Source organism: Acetobacterium wieringae (genome assembly GCF_026646375.1).
Lineage (GTDB): Bacteria > Bacillota > Clostridia > Eubacteriales > Eubacteriaceae > Acetobacterium > Acetobacterium wieringae_A.
In genome coordinates this window covers 111126-132098 of sequence record NZ_JAIPPU010000011.1, presented here as the reverse complement: position 1 = coordinate 132098, position 20973 = coordinate 111126, and the positions used below count along the sequence as shown (strand labels likewise).

Genomic DNA, 20973 nt, shown 5'->3' with positions numbered 1-20973 from the left:
TTCCTCCTAGTTCCAAATTACATCGGCTGGCCACGTCTGACAATGAACAAACCCATCATCATAGTAACGATAAGTACCCAAACCAACAGCCTGAGCAGCTTGATAAAGGTAATCAACACCCGCTCCTTCAATATGACCATCTACTGCCTCACCGGTCAAATGCAGTGAATTCGGAACGCCGCCATCGATATTGTTTTGATATTCGCAACGAGCGGCTGAATGTATAACAAACTCCATCCCGGTGTTGTCAACCATCTGGTTTATTTTGTCTTTCAACTCCTGAACACAGTCTAGGCCGCAACCGCAAGCACATTTAAAAGCATCTGGCCCAAAATGGCTCGATCCAGAATAACCAGTACCGCTACCGGCTGCTTTCCCACCATCCCAAGCATAAACAGCCAGTGCATATTCAATCCGCTGACTCATGCCAGCACCGCCCGAGCGCTCGAATGCATTTTCAAATAAAATGGCTGCAGCTTCTGGGTCGGTTAATGCTTTGAATGCGTCTAGGCTAGGCAAATCCGTATAAGTTGGAAAGCAAGCTGATTCCCCACCTTCAGTAATTTCATAGTAAAAATACTCCATTTGTAATTGCTGATCATTTACTGCACAGCTTCTGGCCGTCGCAAAAGCTTCAAGCCCTGTCCGCCGATCACCTAGCCATTGGAATAGGCCGTAAGCGCCGCTAGAACTGTTTTCAGCATCAGGATTATAGCCACTCTCTAATTCAACGTTTCCCATTGTTCCGGAAGCTGCCGCTTTGGAAAAGCCTTTATTAATCAAGAATGTCCACATTTTACCTTTTGGCGTATTCTCACCACTACCACCGCTATTTTTAACTGGCGGCACATACCGGGAAACCTCATCCGTAGGCAAGCAGTTTACCGTCGTTATGAAATCACCGGTATGGGTGCCATCCTGAACCCTGAACAAGCCGCTCAGGTATTTGCTTTCCAGCCGAAATACCGATCCCAGCGTCAGCATTGGATTTAACAAGCTTTTTATTTTATAACCTTTAGCCCCGTTTATATCGACCACTTCCGGGCTTCCAATCAAACCAGTTGATTTGTTTAACAGAATCCCGGTGTCGATCTCATAGACCGAATCGACGATGTAAATGATATTGCATCGCACAAACATAAAGCTGCCGGTGGCCTTTACAATTTCCTTAAGCGCCGCATCGACAGTACCGCTAAAGATTTTGCCATCAGTGTAGCAGATGTCTGCATTCAGTTTAATGGTCCCGACTTCCAAGCCGATGCCGTTCAATAAATCCTTAACAACAAAGCTGGCCATAGTTCCGGGGGCGTATGATTTCGACACGGTTGTCGATAAAGTCACGTTAACGTCCGGGGCGACCATCAATTTTAGTGACCGGTCAACTGCATCAGATGTAGTCGCAACGTCTGAAATCTTCCCGACCAACAAGTTTCCCATATTGTCTCCGTAACCGGCATTTAAAATAACTATCTGGCCATTGCCAATGCCCCGGATGGTTTCCGGGGTCAGATTGACAATCGACACATCATTCACTGGCTGTTCATCATCGGCATTGAATGTAATGTTAAAATCGATTTCCAAATCCGGCATCACCACATTATTAATAATCAATTGCTTTTTTCGTCTGAATAAATTACTCACCAGCCACCCCCACATACAAAAACACCGTCTTGTTAAAGTTGTCCCAGGTGATTTCGGTTTCCTTCCCGGTTGGGTCCATGGGCGTTACCGACGGGAAATTCAGGTAGGACTGAGTGCTTAAGATTGGTTTATTGAGAACCAGCTTTTCGCCGGTTGTCCATACCTCGCCTGAGCTGTCAGATACCGCTACAGTGAAGAAATCAAAAGAAGCGTTATAGTGAACCTCAAACGTGAAGGTGATCTTATTTAGCCGAACATCAAATTTTATCGGTATGTTCTTTTTATCAATTGAAATATAGTAACTCATTCTCGCAACACCGGCTGCAATCCACCATTTTTCAGGTTATTCATTTGGGTGTAGATATACGCTTCATCAATCACCGTCACCACCCCCGTTGCCATGGGTATTTCCTGTAATGCCAAAGTAAAAGCAACGCCTCCTTTTAAGGAAACGCTTCTATCTGTGTTGAATGAGGAGATCACCATGTTATTGGCTGTATCGCACCCAACATAGCGTAATAGATCCCCGTTACTGGTATAATCCCTGATGGTTTCCAGCTTTTCCTGGCAGTCGTCACCGACAATAATACCGGTTATATTCATAGTTAATGGTTTATTCTCCACATGATCACTGACCGTCCCGCCTTCAATGGCTTTGTTGGTCACATTGTTACTCATGCTCGTACTTTCACCGGTGGTTGAAGTGAAAATCACGTCGCCCAGCTTACACTTCAAGCTATCCTCATACCATTTTTTAAACGCTTCATTACTGGCGGCGTCCACGATCTGAATTTCAACCGCTTCCATTCGACGGGACTCCCCGACTGATCCAACAATAGCGCCGTCAATGGCCCAATCTGTCCAGCCAATACCCTCAAGATGTACCCGGTACCAGACGTGTTTCCCGGTATCGTCCAGCAGTTCAATTCTAAAAGCTTCCATCCGGAGGCTCTGGCCTACTGTTCCGGCAATTTCTCCACGGCTAACCCAGTCTTGCCAACCAATATTCTGGACATGGGACTTATACCGCAACCGGTAATCGGAGTTGATTATCAAGGCTTCCAGTCGTTTACCCAGACCAGTGGTGCCGATTGTCTCGCCGTCACTCTTAAATTCTGTCCATCCAGTGTCCTGCACATGGGCTTTTCCTTCTATCATATCGCCCTCCTATGCCGTTACTTGGGGATTTCTCAGATCGTATTTCTTCAGGAATCGTTCCATGCATACAAGCCATTCTTTTTCGATGCTGGACACGATCTCTTTGCCACCAGATCCAGCACCCACATTTATGTTAAACTCGTTTTTGATCGTTATGGAACTGCCGCCGCTACCTGACCCAGATCTATTTGAAATTTTAACGTTTTTTGAGGTTGATGGTGCTTGGTTGTCGAACCCGCTAACATTTGGAGCCCCTCCGTTAATTCCGATGCTCATATCTGAGCTTAACCTGGACAGCGCATTATTGACTAAGTAAGCATTGCTTGTAATCCCGCCAGCCAATCCACGCATCATGTCAGGCATCCATTCCTCGTAGTAATGCAGCGGACCCTCGTCAGGTCTCGAAAAGTGTAAGAACGCCGTAATTTTATCAGCCACTGATTGAACCGCGCTGCCAACTGCATCTTTTGCGCCCATGATCCCATCAACTAGCCCCTGAACCATATCAGCGCCCCATTCGGTAAACTTCCCGGGCAAACCAGAGATATAAGATACCGAACCTTCAAAAGCGCCATTAATTGATTCGGACACACCATTGAACGAGTTTCCGATATCGCTCGACAATCCTGAGAAAAAGCTAACTGCACCGTTCCATGTGTTTGTGACGCCATCGTATGCACCAGTGAATATAACCCCAATGGAGTTCCCGGCAGATGAAAGACCTGTTTGTATATTCGTTCCAACTTGCCCGAAAAAAGATCCGACGCTGCTCCATGCGTTTTTGGCATTTTCAGCCCCAACAAAAAAAGCCGTCAAATTCTCAACGACTCCGACTATTGATGACCCAACACCTTTTACACTATCGGCAACACCGCCCCAATTCCCGGTGCCTAATGACGTCCAAAAATTGGCAATGTTTTGAACCCACGAACCAACGCTAAGGACTACACCGGCTCCCGCACTCTCGACTTGAATCCATAGATTTAATAGATTTCCGGCCCATTCCCCTAGTTGTCCTGGATTAAATTCTTCATTGTTTCTATTTACTGTATTAAAAAATAAGTCCCAAGATGTTTTCAATGAAGCAAAACTTGCCTGAATGTTCGGGGTATTTTCTTCGACTTTTTTCTTTATTCCATCGTAAGCCGCATTAAATCCATCGCAGGCGGTTCGAAATCCATCCCCGACCATATAAATGATTGAATCCAATCCGCTCAGTGCTGCGGGATCGCCAATGCCTTGGAATCCATCAGTCAAGAATGTTACTTTTTCACCGGCTGTTTTTAGCCCATCGGTCAAGCTCTTCATAACACCAACGGCCATACCAAGGGCGGGCTTGCCAATAACAGCGAGAAAGTCTGACCAGGCTTGTTTTACATTTCCGACTTGATTTTCCCAGCCGTCTGCTTCCCTCGAAGCTTGTCCAGTGGCTCCGGCCAGTTTCTGCATATTTTGAGCGTATTCCAAGCGTGTAGCCTGTTTCGTCGCTTCATCTAGCTCAGACCATGCGCCAGTTGAACTGACAAGACCTTTCTGGATCGCATATTGAGCTATCTGAGTATCATTTGCGAAAAGTCCAATAGACTCACCGCCTTCATAATTCCCCTTAATAAAGCTCGTTAGGGCGCTATTTGCATCTGCATAAGATTTATCATAAAAGGCTGCCGCATCTGCGCTGGCCGTTACCGCATCCGTGGCTTTTGCCATGGATGATTCAGTATCAAGGCCCAAGCCTTTAAACATTGATGTCATCTGTGACATGGATGGTTTTAATCGGTTTGGTACCATTCCAAATTGTCCCGACATGCTGTCGACTGCTTTTTGGGCCGCCGGCTCCAAATCGCCAAATGTTTGAGTGAATTGGGAGGAAATAGCTTTGGCCGATCCGGCTGATTCTAACGCAGCCGCTCCAAATTCGATTATTTTATCAATTGCAAACGTGGCTACAATCGCTGCTCCGGCAGCTTTAGCTTTCCCGATCAATGAGTCGAAACTTGCTCCATTAATATCATTCATTGATTTTTTCGCTTTGGCCGATCCCGTGCTGCTTGTCCGGTCAATCTCCGACCATGCTTTTTTCATGGCTTCGGATTGATCCATGCCAGCCTTTCGATATGCTGCTGCTAAACTGGCAGCTTGTGATCTCTGGCTTTTGGCGCTGTTGTCTGCCGCTGATTCCATTTCTTTGTAAGATGATGCTACATTTGCTTTCATTTTATCAGCTGCGCTATCCATGGCTTTTATGCCGGACGTGTCGCCTTTAAAGCCAATGCTAAATGCCATATTCCGCAAATCCATCTACTGAACCTCCTTTCTGCAATGGAGGTGCCTTTAATTGGCGCCCCCATCTTTGCTTTCTTCCAGAAGCTGCTGATAATAATCTAAGGCCGCATTTGCTTCTAAGAGATCTTCAATATCCATATTCGAAACATCTCCATAAGCCATGCCACCTTCAAACACCAGGCGCCAGATAAACCAGCCTTCTCTGGCTAAATCCTCATAGTATTGAGGGGGATTTTCCGTTGGCGAACTGTTGAAAGTTTATAGCGGCATCCATCACCGCTTCTACCTCTTCATACTCATCAAATTCGTCCATGCTCACTTGTGGGCTAACCACAACATGTTTAAAGATTTCGTCGTAAAAATCATGCGGGATTCGTTTCCCGTTTCTATCAGTTGTTCTGTACTGAATTTTTAGCCACTCCCGGGGTGGAACCTTTTGGAATGTATATTCTTGACCATTTATCGTTTCTTTTGCTGTTAAAGCCATCTTTATTTCTCCTTATTTGTATTATTTAGTTGTGTAATCTGCTGCTGCGAATTCGTATTCACGCTCTGTTGATTTCGGCCCGTATTTTTTTACCGCCGTCTTTTTAACTCTCGCCTGAGTACAACTCGCATTAATACCGCCAGTGTTTAAATCAATAAGTTGAACCGGAACGATCGTTCCTTCTCTGGCCCATTTTTCATATAGCGCACACGTCGGCGAGGTCTGTTGTAATTTGATCTTAAAATATCCAGTAAAGTTATTTGTATCCGACCACTCGACATCGCCCATCATTCCGACAGTTTCGGTAAATGCGTCTGCGTTGGGCCCACACTCGATGGCGTCACCTTCTGCCAGACCTGTCGCAATCCGGCCATCAGCAACGAAATGGGTGTTTTTCCCGCTATAAACTTTTGCTTCTGCCATTTTTCATTCTCCCTTCTTAAGCGATCAACTCGCCGCTAATAGGATCGGCACCTTCAATTGCACCAGCCAAGTAAGCGAACCATTTGATTCCGTTGTATTTCCGCTCCGCTCGATCAGCTTGTGGAACATCAGCCCGATTAACATAAGTGATCACAAACTGAGGCACGTTGTTTTCAATCAGGATGATACCCTGAAGCGCCGCCTTGTTTAGAACATTTGTCGCAACCCCAACTAAAGACGCAATGCCATCGCCGGAATAACCGATTTTTTGTGTCTTAACGGCCAAATCGTGCATTTCTTTTTCCATGTTGTAGTTAATCCAGTCTTCACTTAAAACAACATCAAAATACTCGCCTGACGCTGTCTGTGACCCGGTTGTTTCAAGGTTCCCCAATTCTTCAATGTAGGTTACGCCGTAATCGGCCCGTAGTGTAGCAAGTTGAGCATCGGTGATCGTTGCTTCAGTAACACCCAGCACCTTTTTAAACTTAGCCGTTGCGCTGCCAATAGGATTGGTTAACATAATTGATAATAGCCCCTCCATCACATAGGCGTCTGCTACATGGTGAAAACCGATAAAGGTTCTCTTTGATGTCGGCACCCCGATATCCGTCAACGCTTGGGTCGTCACCACATAAACCTTCTCCTGATCATCAACCCAGGCATCTAGTGCCGTGATGGTCGCTGTGGCATTATCTGTGCAAACAAGGCCGTACCAGTTTTTATTAATCAGCGTGTCCAGCTTAGCCGTAATTTCTGCCGGTGTCGCTGTCGCATCGCCGACAATCGAAATACCAGATGGGCTTAATTCCTGGTTAAAGATCCGGGCAGCCATCTTATAAGTATCCGTCGTGATGGCAAAATCAAGCAGCACTGCCGGTAAATCTTTGTAGGTTGTGTACGGGTGATCCGTATCGGTCTCAAACAATAAAATACCACCAAACCCTTTTCGCACTTCTGCTGCAGTGCTGAGCTTGATGGACGATTTAAAGTCATTTAATCTACTCATTTATTCCTCCTGTTATATTTATTTCTTCCATCGTCTCAATAATTCGAGACGCTTCTGTCGTGTTCCGGATAATCGCATCGAATCCATATCGGTATTCATAATGATCAACAATCGGGATGGACCGATCTCCGACTGCTCCGATGTCCGCTACTACCGCATTGATATCTTGAAGCTCGTAATAAAGACTGTGATTGACGGTATAGGCGATATCGCTTGCCAAGAAGTTCAGCAGCTTTATTGGCGTCAGATAGTTTGGCGGGTATCTCAACGACCTCAGGCATTTCTTTTTCGATGATTCGTTTCTTGCCGTTTTCGTCGTAATCGCTCACTCGCTCTTTGCAAGTAACCACAATAAATTCGCTCTTCTCCCGGCGCATAACCGATGTAAGATATTCCATCACTTCTTGAGCATCGGCCGTTTTGTCTGATTGGATTTCTTCAATCTTTTTGTCGATATATGATTTAACGTTAGCATTTGTTAGCATCCTGCTACCGTTAACCCTAGCCGTTTCGTCCTTCTTCACATTAGGATAAGCCGCTTTATAAGCTCTGGTGGCATTAAGATCAATCAAATACTCGTCCGCAAATCGTTTCTGTTTTTCTGTCAAAATGCCACCTCCTTCCTACTTCAACAAATACCACTCACTCTCAAAAATACAACGGTTTCTGGTTGAAATATCGCCGTCGCCCTCTTTGATGATATAAGTACCGTCATCAATAAATACATCGCCCTCAGCTTCTTCCCCAGTTCTCATGAAAAGCCCTCGCCCTTTCATGACAAACTTATCACCTTCCATGATCGCATCATACAACCATTCCGGCATTTTCTCCGTTATATCACCGTTCCATTGATGCGCTTCAATCGTTTTCCAATGCTTTGGCGATCGCTTCTCCCGCTTCTTTGATATTGTTGCCTATTTTTTCAAATGCTTCACTTATTGCCGACGTGTCTACTTCTTCCGCGATCCAATCAGACCAACCGACACCCTCAACGTGAGCTCGGTACCACAATGTTTTAATCATTCACTTCACACCTCTCAAAATAAAACTCTACTTTCCGCGGTGTTGGGGTCACAACCCCGAATCTCACAGCGTTTTTATATGTCACGCTGTCTCGCATCAACCGTTCATGCCACAAACCGATCTCTTCCCGGAATTCTTCGATGCCATACGTCGACTTATAATGATTGCAAGACCGACAGGCTGGCATCATATTTTCTTTTTCATCCAAACCACCTCTGTTTATCGGGAAAACATGATCTACTTGCATATCTGCTGTTTCTATCTCAATCCCGCAATATGCACAATGGCCATTGGTTTTAGAATCGCCAGAATGTTGTTCGCTTCTTTACTCGTCATCAAATACTCCTTCCATTGCCATTTTTAGAAACGGGTTGTTGGTGTCATTGTCGTTGGCTCCGCTTTTATTTCGGTAGATCCCGCCTTTGTCCTGCTCTTTTGCCAACCAGCCTGTAATAAACCGAAGTATTCCATTTCTTGTTTTGCCACGCTTTGAATTTGCTTCAAGCCAGCCCCTCATTTTTCTAAGCTCTTGTAGTACATCAACCGCCGGATATAACTCATGCCAGTTGTTAACCTGTTTCTCTGTAATTACGTACTCAGTTTTATCAACTAATGGCAATGCAATAATTACTATTGGTTCTGGTTCCGGCTCGGGAGCTGGCTCGTCAGCTCCGTGCAGTATATTATCCTTACCTAACCTATCCTTACCTAACCTATCCTTACCTAACCTATCCTTACCTATGCCGACATTTGGTTGACATGTGACTGACATATGGTTGACACTTGGTTGACAAGGTGCTGCAAGCTCTATTTCATCAGGATTTTGCAAGGTATAGGCACCATTACTTTTCTCAAACAATGCAGATTTTTCCTCTTTATAAATCGTTTCATTGATTCTGTCTTTTCGAATATAGTTATGTATTTTCCAGTGCTTAATAACAATGATCCCTGTTTCAAATAAGATCACAAAACTTTTCGCTATCAGCAACTTCATATCATCATCATTACATCCAACCATACGCTGGATCTTCTTTGGGCTATTTATGAAGCCTTCATCATCAGCTCGCATTGATAAGTGAAAATATAAAACTTGCGAGCTAACTGGCATGTCCAGGAAGGCGTCGCTATCAATTATCGTTTTTGCGAACATTCGTCTATCAGCCATTCATGTTTTACCATTACGGGGCCTTGCGACCCCGCCCTTCCGCTGAATTATAGAATACTGGTCTCTTTATATAATATTTATAAAAAGCTGTTAAAACGGCACTGTATCGTCATCATCCGCCATGAGGTGGAAATCTTCGTCCATTGCCGACATGCTCGAACTTTCGCTTGATTGCTGAGCATTGGCGTTATTGTTACCGTCTTTCTTACTACTTAAAAATGTGATCTCGTCTGCCACAACCTCCGTCACATACCGACGCTGACCATCCTGGGCATCATAGCTCCTGACTTGCAATCTCCCGGATACCCCGATCTGGCTACCTTTTGATAAATACTGCCCGACAAATTCTGCCTGTTTCCCCCATGCCACAATTGGGACAAAGTCAGCTTCCTTCTGGCCATCCTTATTTTTAAACCGGCGATCGACTGCCAGCGTAAAACTGGCCACCGCCCTTCCTGCTGTGGTGTTTTTGACGTCAGGATCGCGAGTTAGGCGACCTACGAGAATGACCTTATTCATTGGACTCACCACACATTTCGTCAATGGCTGCTGAGAAAACTTCGAATTCAAATTCCGTTATGCCATCACGCATTTTTCTTGAAAACATAGCCGATACCGCAAACTCAACATTGGCAAAGGTACTCTCAAGCAATTCCTTCAGAAAGGCCCCGGCGACATCAGTTTCATGATCCTCAATCTGATCGTCGACGATGACCCGCCGTATCTGCTGTTCCATGGTCTGGACATCTTCCAGCTCCATCTGGTAATTGATAAATGCCTCCGATAGATTCCGTGACTTCACGCCGCAGAAGATGCTACTAAAAATCTGATTAGTTTCACAAAGATACATGATCCCCATATGGAACTGCCGCATTCTCCGACGGGTCGGATCTGGGTCAGTGATGTACAGATCCATCATTTCGAGGATAATCTCTTCGGGTGGCATGTTTTTTCGTGAATAATTTGAGTAAGTTTCGTAGTTGTAAAGGGTATGAATCGATATGCTAAGTGCACTGGCCGCTTCTTCCTGGCTAATTCCGGAACGAAGTCTGAACATTTTAAGGACGTTCTTGCAGTTATCGTTCATTCTATTGGTTCTCCTTTCAGGTTATAATTTTGATGTAAACCGCTTTCCCTTCTCTGGCAGTTGCTTCCCCGCTTAAGTCCCGGCCGGTTCCCCGACTGGTCGCTCCCAGCACTTCTTGCAGACATCTTCCCCATTCCGCAGTCGGCCGCCGTTGCAGTATGGCGGCCTTCCCCATGCGTAACCGTGATCGTGGCCGTAGGTATGTGGGCAGCTGAACCGCATCAGCAGCTCTTTGTCTGCGACCACGGTATGCTCTGTGACGAAATCGATGATTGTTTTCATCACACCACCTTAAACGTCACTTCATGGCCCGGGTTTTCTTTGATCAGTGTCTTTTTACATTCATCCACGGTCATGTTGTTATCTAAAGCTGCCTGGATCACTTCAACCAGCTTTTCGCCATCAAGGTATGCCCAGATTTTCTTTTGCTTTCGTTTCATGATTCGTTCCTTTCTACTCTGCAACCAATGCCACCGCTGGCTTCAGCTTATTAATGAAATAGATCTGTCCTTTTCCGGTAACCTTAGGTGTCTTGCTTACCGTAATATGGCCATCGCTGTGCGAAACAGAAGTCTCCTTAATCTCAAACAATCCCATCTCCATTGATCTTTGTGTTGGCATGCTGTAATCAGTTCCTTTACGGTTTATCAGGTAGCCGTTCTGTCGCATCCATTCAAATAGTCTGTTTTGCCCGGTGGCAACGCCGTTTTGCTTCAAAATCTTTGCCAACTCACCGATAAGTATCGACGTGCTACTGGCGGCGACTGAGTCAGCGAATACCGCCTTGGGAATAAGTTCTTTGATTTGGTGATCCTGTTCTTCAATTACTTTATTGGATTCCAGAACAGCCAGGGCGAGAAGGTATTTGCCCTCCGGGATTGCCGCTGATTTTATGGATTCTTCCATTTTGTTGAATGCTTCGATGAATTTGAGTTTCCACTCCAATGCTTTGGCACCAGTGAAGCCCATGGCCAGGAGCGAGAAGCCGTCACGGGTGAGTTGGTATTCTTTGTAAGATTTGCCAGTTCCAGCTTTATAACTGGATTCAATGAAGTAGTCAGCCCCCAATTTTGGGTTTTGATCCAATAACGCTTCTACATCTCTTAAAACATGGTCGTGCCGTTTCTCAAATCTCTCCGCAACCTCCCGGCTGCTTACCGTTAGTTTTCCGTCTTTGTTTGTGATGTTAATTAAGTCGTTCATGGTTATCCTTTCTATATTTGTTTCTTTAGTAAACATAAACTTTTATCAAGTTTCTTTACGCAACATTTTTGTTTAAAAAAATATCATCGTCATAATAATCCAGTGCTTTCTTAATTTTCATCGCAACCTGCAAAGACGGCGTTTTTACACCAAGCTCAATGTTGGTATAGAAAGATCTATCAATCCCGACCATGTCAGCCAATTCTTGTTGAGTAAGCCCTTTTGAAGTTCTAATCTCTCTTAGTTTCACTCTCAATATTTCACCCCCTTAATTCGTTCGTTTCTGTTTATGGTGTTATTATAGTTTCTTTTCGGAACATTGTCAACACATATTTTAATATTTTGTTTTTTATCGAAACATTAGTTACTTTTAGAAACATGTTTGTGTATAATACACTTGAAAGGATGGTCGATATGTTAAATTTTGGAAGCAGATTGAAACAACTCAGAAACTCAAAGCAACTAACCCAGCAAGACCTTGCAACCATGATGGGTTTAAGCCGTGCGACTATCGCTGGCTATGAGTCTACTGGGAAACAGCCAGATCAAGAAAAAACACTATGGTTGGCAGACTATTTTAATGTATCCACTGACTACCTTCTCGGCCGCACCGACGATCCCACCCCGATCCGTGACGTCAACCAGGATCTTTACGACGAACACGACTATACCGCTGAATTGAAGTCCCTCATTGACGATGAGGAGTTCCGAACCGAGTTCCTGGACTTCGAAGACTGGACCGACGAAGAAAAAAGAAATATTCTCTTTGCAATCAGAGCAAACCGCGCATTGAGAGAGAAAAATGAGAAAAATTAACAGGCTTTATTAAGGTCTGTTTTTTATTTTGTCAAATTTTGTTGAAAGTTTGACATATGTCAAAAATTAAAGGAGGCAATAATTTGAATGAAAATTTAGAGTTTTACCAAAAAGAGTGGGTCATGTGGTTGGCGCTTTTTTTCTTTGCTCCGATTGGAATATTTCTGATGTGGAAATATAACAAAAAGTTGAAAGAAAACTTAAAAATTTTTCTATCTGTAATATTCACAGTGTTCTTTGTGCTGATTTGGATACCAAGCTGCGTTGGGATAAGTAGCATCTCAGGTAATTCAAACAGTCAAAACACCGTGAAGATCGCAGAGCAAAACAAGCTTGTAGCACAGGAAACAGAAAGTAAAATAAAAGCAATAGGCGATCCTAAAGCGGCGACTTTAGAAAAAACACAGATAATAAAATCTGCAAAAATTTCTTATGATGGGTTAACAAATGACCAAAAGGGCCTTATTCCCTACGACGCCTTGAAGACACTTATTATTGCCGAAGATACTGTCGCCTCCCTTGAAAGTAAAACCGTGGAGTTGGCTCAACCAGCCGTTGAAAAAGCGGTTCCTGAACAGACGACGGCAGGCAATTCTCAACCGGAAACGGCATCGCAAGCGCAATCTGCCACTGAAACAGAATCAACCGGGACTGTAGTTTATATCACTGAAAGCGGCAAAAAATATCACCTTGACGGATGTTCTTCGTTGAGCAAGAGTAAGATCCTGATTGATTTGGAGAAAGCAAAATCCCAGGGCTTCACGCCTTGTTCAAATTGCGATCCACCGCAATAGAAAACGCCAAATTGAATTAAAAATCTAAATCTACGGGAGGAAACTATGAGTTTTGAGGAGAAGTTAAAAGAGTTTATAGAGCGAGTAAGAAAGACGAAAGATAATATTGCGACAGAAGAAGCAACTAAAACTTCGATAGTAATGCCATTCTTCCAGATTCTGGGTTATGATGTATTTAACCCGACCGAATTTATACCTGAATACACGGCCGATGTTGGCATTAAAAAAGGCGAAAAAGTGGATTATGCAATCCTTTTAAACGGTGAGCTTACTTTACTCATTGAAGCCAAATCGATCAATGAACAGCTGGAAAAACACGACTCCCAACTGTTCCGCTACTTTGGTACTACGGCAGCCAAGTTTGCAATACTAACTAATGGTTTGGTTTATCGTTTTTACAGCGACCTGGATGAGCAAAACAAAATGGACAGCTCGCCATTTTTTGAGATTAATTTGCTTGATATCAGCGACAGCGAGGTTGTGGAACTTAAGAAATTCTGCAAGGATAATTTTGACCTCAGCATGATATTAGACACCGCCTCTGAATTAAAATATCTCGGATTAATAAAGAAGGTACTCAAAGATGAGTTTGCAAACCCTTCAGACGATTTCATCCGTTTCATTTTATCCCAGGGCGTATATGACGGCATGAAGACACAAAACACTGTTGAAAAGTACCGGCCGACAGTTAAAAAATCGGTTTCTCAATATATCAACGAGTTGGTAAACGACAAGATCCAGAATGCGCTAAAAAGCGATGAATCATTTGAACCAAAGGCCATTCAACAGTTTGAGGAAGTTGATGAATCGAGTCTAATCTCCAACGTGTCGAATATCATAACCACTGATGAAGAAATAGAGACCTTTTTCATCGTTAAATCGATCCTTCATAATGCCATTGATTTAAACCGGATCGGGTATAAAGATACGGCCAGCTATTTTTCAATTATCATCGATGGGAAGGTAACAAAATGGATCTGCCGGATTTACTTAAAAGAAAATACAAAGTATATCATAATCCCCAATTGCGAGACAAACGAAAAGATAGTTTTAGATAAGTTAGATGATATATACACCTATACTGAGCAGCTGGTCGCACGGCTAGATAACTTGATTGGATAAGTGAAACCGTCCCCATTTAACGTTTCAATATTTACATATGTCAAACATTCGATGAACTTTAATATATCATGATGATTTTGCCTAAATTTTACACGTTCTATCGGTTTACAGAGACTAAGCAATCAGTATATACTTTAACTAAACTAATTAGGAGGAGTAACAGAAAATGGATGAAAATGTAAAAGTGCCTTGGTGGCAAAAAACGTGGGTGGTTGTTTTGGCTTGTATCTTTATTCCCCCGGCCGGGCTCACTCTTTTGTGGGTGAATAGCAAGGGCGGGATTGGTCTTAGAATTTTCTTAACGATCATATTGGCAATCTACTCGCTTATGTGGTTCGCAGGGATAACTGGCGGTGGTAATGCAGCCAAAACAACTCCACAGGCTTCAGCCCAAACCGAAGTTGCATCTTCGGCGGTTCAAGATGCTAAACCAGTGACGGCTCCGGATAACTCTCCAAAGATGAACATGGCTGAATTCACAGCCATTCAAAATGGCATGACTTACGATGAGGTGGTTGCTATTGTTGGTGGACCAGGAACGCTATCATCAGAAGTTGGAACCAAGGGCGAACCGTACTATACCCAAACATACTCTTTTGAAGGCGAGGGAGATTTTGGCGCAAATGTAATTCTATCCTTCCAGGATGGTACGCTTTCTGTAAAAACTCAATACGGATTGAAATAATTTTAAATTTTTGACATCTGCTAACAATAACCATATTTTACCCGGGGAGATCCTTCTCCCCACCCTCTTTCAATTATTTTTCAGCAATAATTTACTCTTATTCATCCCCAAATCTTATCGTTTATCTGCTACAATAAAAAGAACACACGTTCTTTTTTAATATGCATTGATAAACGGAGGTTCAACATTGTATAAAATGACACAAAAACATGCAATCAGAACATTAAACAAATATCCCATCTTGACGCTGCCGGTTCCCATTTATTCAATTGAGGAAATAATCGCAGATAGCGGTTTTTCCCTCTCTTGTTGCGAAGGTATTAACAAACCGTGCATTTTCCGATGCGAATTGATTTTGCCAAAATTTAAGACAGCCAGCGATTGCCGGTATGCTCTGGCCCACGAACTTGGCCATATAATTATTCACGGCCGTGACAAGACATGCGTCGAAACCATCGGTAAGCATGAAGCTGCAGCCGACGCTTTTGCGCTCTATTTTACCATGCCACCATACTTGTTTGAGAAAGATATAAAATGCTTGAACGAGTGGGATCTGGCGGAAAAATACGGCATGCCTGTTGAACAGGTGCTTAACCGGGCGAAACTGTGCGACCATTACCAATACCAGTGAGGGGAGATAAAATGCCAGATAAAAAAGCAGCCTTATATATCCGGGTATCTACCGCCATGCAAGCTGACAGGGACAGCTTACCAATGCAGCGAAGCGATCTTGTAAATTACGCCAATCTTGTTTTGGGAATTAATGACTACGAGATCTTTGAAGATGCCGGTTTTTCTGCCAAGAATACCGATCGGCCGAAATACCAGGAAATGATGGGCCGGGTCCGAAACCGTGAGTTCTCCCACATCTTGGTATGGAAGATTGACCGGATCAGCCGAAACCTAATTGATTTCTGCGAAATGTATGAAGAAATTAAAAAATACGATACTGCCTTTATATCCAAAAATGAGCAGTTCGATACCAGTTCTCCAATGGGCGAAGCTATGCTCAGAATAACGTTAATATTTGCAGAGCTGGAAAGAAAGATGACTGCCGAAAGGGTTTTGTCAGTCATGATCGATCGGGCCTCAAAAGGTTTGTATAACGGAGCTCAGCCGCCGATGGGGTACAAAATTGAAAATAAATGCAATTTCCCTGTCGTTGATGAATCTGAAGCCGAAATCGTAAGATATATCTTCGATCTGTATGAGGAAACCAGGTCATCCAATGATGTTGCAATAAGCCTTGTCGATAAAGGTGTAAAAACAAAGCGTGGCGGCGAGTGGGATCATAGCACCGTTATTAATATGTTAAGGAATCCTTTTTATAAAGGCACCTATCGGTACAATTATCGAGACTATACTTCAAGGAAAATGAAAAAAGAAAATGAGTGGATCGTTATAGAAAATAGTCACCCAGCCATCATTGATGAAGAACAATTTGCCCGGGTTCAGGGATTATTAAAATTAAACCGAAATGGGAGTAGTCAGTACCACCGGGAAAATACACAAGTCAATATTTTTTCAAGAAAATTGATTTGTGGCGAATGCTTAAGGCCGTACAATGCCAGCACCGGAGCGAAAAAAAAGTCAAATGGTTTGCGCCCGGCAACCTATTCTTGTTCAGGCTATGGCAGTACGAACCCATGTAAAGGGTGTATCGGCGATGGTTTACTAGTTCCGATTGTGTTTAATTACATTTCAAACGTGCTTAGACTGTCCGAAACAATAAAGCCAAACATGCGACAGAACACAATTAAAAATATTCTCATTGACGGGTGGCCATTTATGCACCTTAAGTCTATTTCGAATGAAACTGTAAACCGAGTCGCAAGCCACCTTCTAGAGCATAAAAAAAATAAAATCCCTTACAAAGTAAAGGGTGATATCAGTAATCATAATCTAAAGATAACTAATAAAATAGAAAACGAATTGAAAAAATACAAAACAGCTATTTTACGCCTGGAAGAGCTTTATTTGTTTTCTCCGGAATCGATGAGTGGAAAAGACTTTATGATCAAGAAATCAGACCTTGACCGCAAAATAAAAGAACTGGAAGCGGCCCAAATAAATGAGATTAAGGCGACCGGGGCGTCGGACAGATTTAGTGACTTATCATTTAAGGCGGGGATGGTTTTATTTAAAAAAACCATCATGCTTAAAGGTGGTTCGTTTAATTATGATTCGCTTGTCGAAGCATCCGGAACCGTTAATTTGCGCCAAATAGTAGACGTATTAATTGATAAAATAGTTATCAAAGGCGGGTTGCCTATCGAGATTACTTTTACCAACGGATTGACGAGCCGGTTTGAATGGAATCCAGGTGCGGAAAAAATGCCGACAACCGCAGAAATATGTAAATACGAGAATAAAGATCGTATATTGAAGTATATCGATGATCACGGGAAATTAAAAGGTGTTGATTTTATTCGTGCGACCGGATATCCAAGCCATGCTGTTTATAAGACATTGCACTCGCTGGTTGATCTTGGCGAAATAGTGCCTGTCAAAAAAGAGAACAGCAAAGTGGTTAGTTATTACATCAAGGGCTAAAATCATTTAAATTGCCGGTTTTAAAAAATTTTCATATCGGATCACAAATCCCAGCAGCATCGCATAAAACACATGATTTTGAACTTTATGTCTACATGGTGTTATGGCGATCCCCACTTCAGGCAAAAGGTTTTAAAGAAACTCACCCCGACAGTGTTGGCGATGTATAAAGACCTGTCCCCCCAGGAACTGCTGGAAGTAAGCTATCTAATGGAATACCAGAGCGCCGCAATGCTCAGTATGATTGCCAAATGGTATGCTAATGACAAAGACCTGCCGACAGATCAGTTTCTGGAATTGCTTTTGGCCGTGACGACCAACGGCGTTCAATACGAGCTATCAAAATATCGGCGCTGATAAATAAAACCTGTCTCTTTGCACTTAAAACAGCCCTTAAATAGTCAACTGCTAGTTAAGGGCTGTTTCGCTATTTTTTTTTAAAGCTGTGTTAATGATTCTTTTTTGCCTGGGCATTTTTCAGTTCAGTACTTTTTTCTCGGCATTCATCCGCATAGTCTTGATAGGCTTCCAGATAATCTTCATAATCGATGGTGCAATCGCGGTCATCAAAAGATTTGCAGTAGCCTTCCAGCGCTTTCCAATCCCGGCTGTAAGCGTGAAAGCTCAGTGCATGATGCGTATAGGAACCCAGTTCGTTGATCCCGGCTTCTTTGGCAATCATTCTAGAGAGTTCAATCAGGGCAAAACTATTCATAGCAACTGCCTTAACCCCATCATTGCTTCGAAATACAACGTCGGTATTTAATTTACCATCTTTAACCGTATAATGAATGAGCTGCAAACAAGGTGGATGATCGAGTTTGGCGGCCTCCTGATTGGCGACATGGAGCGTCGCTTGTCTCGTTCCCGGATCTTCTTTTAGTTTTTTGATGACAAAATCAATATTATTAGAAAACAGATCATGGTAGGTGTAACCATACATGTCTTTTTCAAAATCCTTAGTGCCTTCAACAATTTCCAGGACGTAGTCCACTAGGGTTTCCAGGCCAGTTGGCATCGCCATGGTAATTTTTATATCCTGCACACTGTCAATGTCCATCAGTAAATGAATTTCTTTTAAGCTGTCTTCTCGATCCTGATTCTTTCCGGTGACAATATCGGCATGATTCAATGCCTTCATAGCGGCCTCAATGCCTTTATGCAGTTCGGTTTCATGAATATAAGTAACCATCATTCTCACATCGCATCAGCTAATCAGTAAAGATTTAAACTGCTGACACGAGTTCCTTTCTGTTAAATTAATTTTATTAAACTGTCGCTAAAATGATCATACCATATTTAAGTGCAAATTTCATCAGTGTAAAACAAAGTACACGAAATGTAAAAAACCGCCAAATGGCGGTTTTTTTTAAAGCAGTCTCAACTTCTTTTTATTTGAGTTTGGTATCTTTTTTAGTTTTTCGATGCCAATCCAGCTTAGATATCCAAAGCAGCGTGGTAACCCTGATAAATGGCCGTTGTGATGGTTGACGCCTTAACGCAATCACCTATTTCAATGACATAAGGAGCGCAATCAACCAGGCTTTCGGCAAGATTACGGAGCGGTTTTTGTCCCAACGCACAAATCACGGTCGTGCCGGGAACAAGCACTTCCTTACCAGTAAGATCTTCACAGACAACACCCTGATCGGTAACTTTTAACCCTTTTAATTCGGTATGGACGGCAATGCCGCATTTTTCGATTTCGTTCATCATCAGCGGACGATGACGAATATTTGCGTCCGGCGCCAATTCTGGACGCATTTCCACCAAGTTAACAGTCTTCCCTTCCCGGGCAAAATGGATCGCCGCTTCACAACCAGCCAATCCACCACCTAGAACAACCACGGATTCCCCGACCTGATCTTTTTTCTTATAGTAATCGTTGACGACAATTACGTTATCGCCATCCAAACCTGGAATCGCAGGAACGATGGGTTCCGAACCAACGGCGACAATCAAGGCATCAGCATTTTCCTGATCGATATATTCTTTGGTTACCGGCGTGTTCAGACGAATCTCAACGCCAGCATCTCTGGCCAGTTTTTCTAAGGTTACACCCAGTTCGTACATTTCATATTTAAAAGGGATCGCTTGTTCACCTTTTAGAATTCCACCCAGTGCATCGCCTTTTTCGCAAAGAATAACCTGGTGCCCCCGTTTAGCAGCTGTCAGCGCTGCTTCCAGTCCGGCTGGTCCACCACCGGCGACCAATACTTTTACCGGATTGGCGGTGGGAATAATTTCAGTCCCATCCATTTCCCGACCTATTAGAGGATTAACTGTACAACGTCGGGTTGATGTCACAGCTCGTTCGGCCATACAGGTGAAGCATCGGAGACATTTAATAATATCAGCATCCTGATTGCTCATAACTTTTCGTGGCAGGAACGGGTCTGCCAGCAGTGCCCGAGCCATTTCAACGATATCAGCCTGACCAGAGGCAATAATTTCTTCCATCATTGCAGGGTCATTGAGTCCACCTAGGGTTGCTACCGGAACCGAGACATGTTTTTTGATTTCAGCAGCCAGATAAACATTTCGGCCATGTGGCTCAAACATCGATGGATGGGTTAAACCAAAGCCGGTTTGATAGGTACCGGCGGTAATGTGTAATAAATCAACCTTTGATTCGACCATTTTGGCAATTTCAACCCCATCCTCCAGGGTATAGCCGCCTTCAAAGAATTCTGAACCGCTCATACGGAATTCGATTGGGAAACCGGGGCCAACTGCTGCGCGGACACTGTCGAGCACTTCTAAGGCCAGACGGGCCCGGTTTTCTAATGGGCCGCCGTATTTATCGGTGCGGTGGTTAAAAAATGGCGACAAAAACTGGTTCAACAGCCAGCCGTGACCGCCATGAACCATGATCATTTCAAATCCGGCTCGTTTAGCTAATCCAGCTACCCGTCCATAAGCCGCAACAATATCATCAATCAGTTCCTGCGTCAGTTCTTTAACCGGTTTTCCATCCGGACGCGTTCCGGCGCTGGGACCCCACTGAGCCATACCACCTTTTTTGTCTTTATCAGTCAGATAGGTACCAGCATACTGGCCGGAATGGGATAATTCCACACTGGGGATGGCGCCATGTCGGCGGATTGCATCGGCCGTATAAGTAAAACTGGCCAGTGAATCAACCGTTTGCAGATCAAGATGATACATATGCGATCCTTCGGTTTCAGGATGTACCACACACTCGCTGACTGTGACGGTAGCAGCACCACCTTTAGCCCGCAGTTCATAAAAAGCTTTTGATTTAGGGCCAATGGTACAATCGGCAGTAATATCAGTGCCTCCCATCGGTGCACCAAACATTCTGTTTCTGAAGGTTACATTACCAATTTTAATCGGTTTACATAGATTTGGATATTTCCGTTGCATTGTCAGTTCTCCTTTAATTTTTCGTTGGTTCCGTCAACAATAAGCGGTCTATTTGATAAAATCTTAACATGATCTTTTGCTGATGTCAATAAAATCATGTAAATATTTACATGATTTATTGACACTCATTTAATCTT

Annotated in this window: 26 protein-coding genes and 1 pseudogene; 7 read left to right on the top strand and 20 right to left on the bottom strand. The window is 43.5% G+C overall.

The genetic code is table 11. From position 1 onward, the window contains the following. Positions 1-6: 6 nt before the first annotated feature. The 18 genes and pseudogenes from Q7P33_RS11430 to Q7P33_RS11345 all read right to left on the bottom strand — a co-directional run bounded on the left by Q7P33_RS11430 (position 7) and on the right by Q7P33_RS11345 (position 11729). Positions 7-1641 (bottom strand): phage tail tip lysozyme, encoded by a 1635-nt coding sequence (locus Q7P33_RS11430; protein ID WP_303870445.1) that lies wholly within the window; start codon positions 1639-1641, stop codon positions 7-9. After that, entirely contained in the window at positions 1634-1948 is a 315-nt protein-coding gene (locus Q7P33_RS11425) for a hypothetical protein (protein ID WP_303870444.1), read from the bottom strand. The genes Q7P33_RS11430 and Q7P33_RS11425 overlap by 8 nt, the downstream gene beginning before the upstream one ends. Next, positions 1945-2799 carry a phage baseplate protein gene (locus Q7P33_RS11420; RefSeq protein WP_303870442.1) on the bottom strand — a complete coding sequence of 285 codons (855 nt, stop codon included), beginning with the start codon at positions 2797-2799 and terminating at the stop codon, positions 1945-1947. Before Q7P33_RS11420 ends, Q7P33_RS11425 begins: the two co-directional genes overlap by 4 nt. A gap of 9 nt (positions 2800-2808) precedes the next feature. Next, positions 2809-5097 carry a hypothetical protein gene (locus Q7P33_RS11415; RefSeq protein WP_303870440.1) on the bottom strand — a complete coding sequence of 763 codons (2289 nt, stop codon included), beginning with the start codon at positions 5095-5097 and terminating at the stop codon, positions 2809-2811. A 199-nt stretch (positions 5098-5296) separates the two neighbouring features. Then, entirely contained in the window at positions 5297-5569 is a 273-nt protein-coding gene (locus tag Q7P33_RS11410; protein ID WP_303870438.1) for a hypothetical protein, read from the bottom strand. Between the two features lie 21 nt (positions 5570-5590). Next, positions 5591-5992 carry a hypothetical protein gene (locus Q7P33_RS11405; RefSeq protein ID WP_303870436.1) on the bottom strand — a complete coding sequence of 134 codons (402 nt, stop codon included), beginning with the start codon at positions 5990-5992 and terminating at the stop codon, positions 5591-5593. Between the two features lie 16 nt (positions 5993-6008). Beyond that, complete coding sequence (locus Q7P33_RS11400) at positions 6009-7001, bottom strand: DUF3383 family protein (protein ID WP_303870435.1); 993 nt, start codon at positions 6999-7001, stop codon at positions 6009-6011. 104 nt (positions 7002-7105) lie between these two features. Continuing rightward, on the bottom strand, positions 7106-7609 hold the full coding sequence (locus Q7P33_RS11395) for a terminase small subunit (protein WP_303870433.1): 504 nt from the start codon (positions 7607-7609) through the stop codon (positions 7106-7108). Positions 7610-7624: 15 nt separating this feature from the next. After that, positions 7625-7825, bottom strand: coding sequence for a hypothetical protein (locus tag Q7P33_RS11390; RefSeq protein ID WP_303870431.1), 201 nt, complete (start codon positions 7823-7825; stop codon positions 7625-7627). Between the two features lie 34 nt (positions 7826-7859). Then, positions 7860-8024: a hypothetical protein gene (locus Q7P33_RS11385; RefSeq protein WP_303870429.1), complete on the bottom strand. Its 165-nt coding sequence runs from the start codon at positions 8022-8024 to the stop codon at positions 7860-7862. Next, a pseudogene (locus Q7P33_RS11380) lies at positions 8017-8295 on the bottom strand (HNH endonuclease); the annotation flags it as partial. The pseudogene Q7P33_RS11380 and the gene Q7P33_RS11385, both read right to left, overlap by 8 nt. 54 nt (positions 8296-8349) lie before the next feature. Next, positions 8350-9189: a hypothetical protein gene (locus Q7P33_RS11375; RefSeq protein ID WP_303870428.1), complete on the bottom strand. Its 840-nt coding sequence runs from the start codon at positions 9187-9189 to the stop codon at positions 8350-8352. Positions 9190-9279: 90 nt separating this feature from the next. Next, the gene (locus Q7P33_RS11370) at positions 9280-9708 is read right to left on the bottom strand and encodes a single-stranded DNA-binding protein (protein ID WP_303870427.1); all 429 of its coding nucleotides are present in this window, start codon (positions 9706-9708) and stop codon (positions 9280-9282) included. Next, a complete protein-coding gene (locus Q7P33_RS11365; protein ID WP_303870425.1) occupies positions 9701-10276 on the bottom strand; it encodes a helix-turn-helix transcriptional regulator in 576 nt (191 codons plus the stop codon). The genes Q7P33_RS11370 and Q7P33_RS11365 overlap by 8 nt, the downstream gene beginning before the upstream one ends. A gap of 16 nt (positions 10277-10292) precedes the next feature. Continuing rightward, on the bottom strand, positions 10293-10451 hold the full coding sequence (locus tag Q7P33_RS11360; protein ID WP_303870423.1) for a hypothetical protein: 159 nt from the start codon (positions 10449-10451) through the stop codon (positions 10293-10295). 106 nt (positions 10452-10557) lie between these two features. Then, on the bottom strand, positions 10558-10716 hold the full coding sequence (locus Q7P33_RS11355; RefSeq protein WP_303870421.1) for a hypothetical protein: 159 nt from the start codon (positions 10714-10716) through the stop codon (positions 10558-10560). 13 nt (positions 10717-10729) lie between these two features. Then, a complete protein-coding gene (locus Q7P33_RS11350; RefSeq protein WP_303870420.1) occupies positions 10730-11479 on the bottom strand; it encodes a phage regulatory protein/antirepressor Ant in 750 nt (249 codons plus the stop codon). A 55-nt stretch (positions 11480-11534) separates the two neighbouring features. After that, entirely contained in the window at positions 11535-11729 is a 195-nt protein-coding gene (locus tag Q7P33_RS11345; protein ID WP_303870492.1) for a helix-turn-helix transcriptional regulator, read from the bottom strand. 164 nt (positions 11730-11893) lie between these two features. Here Q7P33_RS11345 and Q7P33_RS11340 point away from each other — a divergent pair, with 164 nt between their 5' ends. From Q7P33_RS11340 to Q7P33_RS11310, 7 genes are all read left to right on the top strand, one after another. Continuing rightward, entirely contained in the window at positions 11894-12295 is a 402-nt protein-coding gene (locus Q7P33_RS11340; protein WP_303870418.1) for a helix-turn-helix domain-containing protein, read from the top strand. A gap of 83 nt (positions 12296-12378) precedes the next feature. Further along, positions 12379-13089: a hypothetical protein gene (locus Q7P33_RS11335; RefSeq protein ID WP_303870416.1), complete on the top strand. Its 711-nt coding sequence runs from the start codon at positions 12379-12381 to the stop codon at positions 13087-13089. A gap of 45 nt (positions 13090-13134) precedes the next feature. Further along, positions 13135-14211, top strand: coding sequence for a type I restriction endonuclease (locus tag Q7P33_RS11330; protein WP_303870414.1), 1077 nt, complete (start codon positions 13135-13137; stop codon positions 14209-14211). Positions 14212-14377: 166 nt separating this feature from the next. Further along, positions 14378-14896 (top strand): hypothetical protein, encoded by a 519-nt coding sequence (locus Q7P33_RS11325; protein WP_303870412.1) that lies wholly within the window; start codon positions 14378-14380, stop codon positions 14894-14896. Between the two features lie 355 nt (positions 14897-15251). Then, positions 15252-15527 carry an ImmA/IrrE family metallo-endopeptidase gene (locus tag Q7P33_RS11320; RefSeq protein WP_303870411.1) on the top strand — a complete coding sequence of 92 codons (276 nt, stop codon included), beginning with the start codon at positions 15252-15254 and terminating at the stop codon, positions 15525-15527. Positions 15528-15538: 11 nt separating this feature from the next. Next, the gene (locus Q7P33_RS11315; RefSeq protein ID WP_303870410.1) at positions 15539-17449 is read left to right on the top strand and encodes a recombinase family protein; all 1911 of its coding nucleotides are present in this window, start codon (positions 15539-15541) and stop codon (positions 17447-17449) included. A gap of 87 nt (positions 17450-17536) precedes the next feature. Continuing rightward, on the top strand, positions 17537-17806 hold the full coding sequence (locus Q7P33_RS11310) for a hypothetical protein (RefSeq protein WP_303870409.1): 270 nt from the start codon (positions 17537-17539) through the stop codon (positions 17804-17806). A gap of 91 nt (positions 17807-17897) precedes the next feature. On the opposite strand, the gene Q7P33_RS11305 is transcribed toward Q7P33_RS11310, so the two are convergent. Both Q7P33_RS11305 and Q7P33_RS11300 read right to left on the bottom strand, forming a co-directional pair. Further along, the gene (locus Q7P33_RS11305) at positions 17898-18644 is read right to left on the bottom strand and encodes a thymidylate synthase (protein WP_303870407.1); all 747 of its coding nucleotides are present in this window, start codon (positions 18642-18644) and stop codon (positions 17898-17900) included. 242 nt (positions 18645-18886) lie between these two features. Beyond that, the gene (locus Q7P33_RS11300) at positions 18887-20836 is read right to left on the bottom strand and encodes an FAD-dependent oxidoreductase (protein ID WP_303870405.1); all 1950 of its coding nucleotides are present in this window, start codon (positions 20834-20836) and stop codon (positions 18887-18889) included. Between the last annotated feature and the right edge of the window lie 137 nt (positions 20837-20973).

Coding starts and splice junctions, on each gene's coding strand:
- Q7P33_RS11425 (WP_303870444.1), bottom strand. CDS start 1,948: ATGAGTTACTATATTTCAATTGATAAAAAGAACATACCGATAAAATTT.
- Q7P33_RS11420 (WP_303870442.1), bottom strand. CDS start 2,799: ATGATAGAAGGAAAAGCCCATGTGCAGGACACTGGATGGACAGAATTT.
- Q7P33_RS11415 (WP_303870440.1), bottom strand. CDS start 5,097: ATGGATTTGCGGAATATGGCATTTAGCATTGGCTTTAAAGGCGACACG.
- Q7P33_RS11410 (WP_303870438.1), bottom strand. CDS start 5,569: ATGGCTTTAACAGCAAAAGAAACGATAAATGGTCAAGAATATACATTC.
- Q7P33_RS11405 (WP_303870436.1), bottom strand. CDS start 5,992: ATGGCAGAAGCAAAAGTTTATAGCGGGAAAAACACCCATTTCGTTGCT.
- Q7P33_RS11400 (WP_303870435.1), bottom strand. CDS start 7,001: ATGAGTAGATTAAATGACTTTAAATCGTCCATCAAGCTCAGCACTGCA.
- Q7P33_RS11390 (WP_303870431.1), bottom strand. CDS start 7,825: ATGCCGGAATGGTTGTATGATGCGATCATGGAAGGTGATAAGTTTGTC.
- Q7P33_RS11385 (WP_303870429.1), bottom strand. CDS start 8,024: ATGATTAAAACATTGTGGTACCGAGCTCACGTTGAGGGTGTCGGTTGG.
- Q7P33_RS11375 (WP_303870428.1), bottom strand. CDS start 9,189: ATGGCTGATAGACGAATGTTCGCAAAAACGATAATTGATAGCGACGCC.
- Q7P33_RS11370 (WP_303870427.1), bottom strand. CDS start 9,708: ATGAATAAGGTCATTCTCGTAGGTCGCCTAACTCGCGATCCTGACGTC.
- Q7P33_RS11365 (WP_303870425.1), bottom strand. CDS start 10,276: ATGAACGATAACTGCAAGAACGTCCTTAAAATGTTCAGACTTCGTTCC.
- Q7P33_RS11360 (WP_303870423.1), bottom strand. CDS start 10,451: ATGGGGAAGGCCGCCATACTGCAACGGCGGCCGACTGCGGAATGGGGA.
- Q7P33_RS11355 (WP_303870421.1), bottom strand. CDS start 10,716: ATGAAACGAAAGCAAAAGAAAATCTGGGCATACCTTGATGGCGAAAAG.
- Q7P33_RS11350 (WP_303870420.1), bottom strand. CDS start 11,479: ATGAACGACTTAATTAACATCACAAACAAAGACGGAAAACTAACGGTA.
- Q7P33_RS11340 (WP_303870418.1), top strand. CDS start 11,894: ATGTTAAATTTTGGAAGCAGATTGAAACAACTCAGAAACTCAAAGCAA.
- Q7P33_RS11330 (WP_303870414.1), top strand. CDS start 13,135: ATGAGTTTTGAGGAGAAGTTAAAAGAGTTTATAGAGCGAGTAAGAAAG.
- Q7P33_RS11325 (WP_303870412.1), top strand. CDS start 14,378: ATGGATGAAAATGTAAAAGTGCCTTGGTGGCAAAAAACGTGGGTGGTT.
- Q7P33_RS11315 (WP_303870410.1), top strand. CDS start 15,539: ATGCCAGATAAAAAAGCAGCCTTATATATCCGGGTATCTACCGCCATG.
- Q7P33_RS11310 (WP_303870409.1), top strand. CDS start 17,537: ATGTCTACATGGTGTTATGGCGATCCCCACTTCAGGCAAAAGGTTTTA.
- Q7P33_RS11305 (WP_303870407.1), bottom strand. CDS start 18,644: ATGATGGTTACTTATATTCATGAAACCGAACTGCATAAAGGCATTGAG.
- Q7P33_RS11300 (WP_303870405.1), bottom strand. CDS start 20,836: ATGCAACGGAAATATCCAAATCTATGTAAACCGATTAAAATTGGTAAT.